The following is a 1,430-nucleotide window of genomic DNA, read 5'->3' as shown; positions in this document are numbered from 1 at the left end:
GCTGCGCATGGTCGAGCTGGCCTGGGCCGGGGCCTGCGCGGGGCTTCTCGACCAAGACGACGCGGACGCCATCGCCGCGCACGCCGCGGACCTGGTCACCCAGCGCTACGCCGACTGGCCAGCGCTTTTGACGGCCTACCAGCGCGGGCAAAGCCTGTTCGACGGCGTCGATCGGCGCGCCATGACTCCCGATGCCCATCACGTGCTGCTGCTCGAGGCCGACTGCAGCCCCTGGCAGTGCCCGCTCGGGGAGCTTCTGGATGCGCCCACGCGCGAGGCCTCCCGGGCGCGGATCAAGGCGTGGCGCAGCACCAGCCACCACTGGCTGCTGGCGCTGGCCTGCGTGCGCGAGCCCGATGCCCTGCTGCGCCAGCAAGACCCGGCGGCCTTTCTGGGCGAGAAGCGCCGCGCCGATGCCGCGCTCTACCTGCAGGATGCGCTGGCGCTGCACGCCGACGAGGGCGCGGGAGCGCTTGCCCGCTACTGGCTGCCGGCCCAGGCGCACCACCTGAACCAGCTCGCCGCCGACGCCATGCACGGCGTCATGCCGCCGTCGAGCACCGTGTTCGGCAAGCTGACCCGCGACGAGATTCGCCAGCGCCAGAGCATCAAGGGCGTGAGCCGTCACGCCGCCACCATCCACATGGCGGAGAAGTTCGCCTTCTATCTCTACATGGCCTTCGACAGCCGGCTGTTCGAGCAGGGCGCGCTCGTCGCCTACGCCGATGCGCTCAAGAGCTGCCTGTGCCGCTTCTACACCTCGCCCAAGCGCTTGCTGGAAGCGTGGTTCGCCTGGGAGAGCTGCCTGCCGGAGCCCGAGCACGACTCGCTGATCAACGAGATCGCCTGGCACCTCGAGGACCCGGGCAGCCTGTTCTACTGGCTGGACTGGCACCCCGGCAGCTGGAGCGAGCCTGGCGAGCGGCCGAGCATCAGCCACTTCACCGCCATGGCGCTGGTCGGCCCGCTCAACAGCGCCGTGTGGAGCGAACCCCAGCTCGAGAGCGAACGCGAGCGCGCCACCATCCTCGAATGGGTGGAAAGTCACTACCACCTGGCGAGTGCGGCGGACCTGCAGGATTTTCTGAACTTCATGTTCGAGGCCGGGGATCGCCAGGAGTATCAGATCAACTACGCGCCCTACACCCTCAACCCGGAGAGGCTGGAGAGCGAGATCGCCATCCTGGAGTCCGGCGAGTGCGCCGAAGAAGAGCTCAACCACCTGCTGCGCCTGCGCCGGGTGCGCGCCAACGAGGATGGCTGCAACGATCTCGACATGGCGGCCTGGGACATCGCCCAGCTGGTGGATCTCGCCATCGCCGCCCGCCAGCTGGGCTGGCTCGACCGCGAGGCGTTCACCGCGACGCTCGACCGCGCCTACCGCCTCGCCGACGAGCACTACGCCGGCTGGCAGGAGTACGCGGCGGGCA

Annotated in this window: 1 protein-coding gene; it reads left to right on the top strand. The window is 69.5% G+C overall.

Features of this window, described 5'->3' with window-relative positions; all coding sequences use genetic code 11:
- Positions 1-1,430 (top strand): DUF1266 domain-containing protein (locus tag BIS11_RS17475; RefSeq protein ID WP_253586708.1); only part of this gene is annotated, 1,430 nt, incomplete at both ends.

Origin of the sequence: Halomonas sp. 707D4, from assembly GCF_024158685.1 — a bacterium.
In the GTDB taxonomy this organism is placed as follows: domain Bacteria; phylum Pseudomonadota; class Gammaproteobacteria; order Pseudomonadales; family Halomonadaceae; genus Vreelandella.
This window is presented reverse-complemented; position numbering and strand designations above follow the sequence as displayed.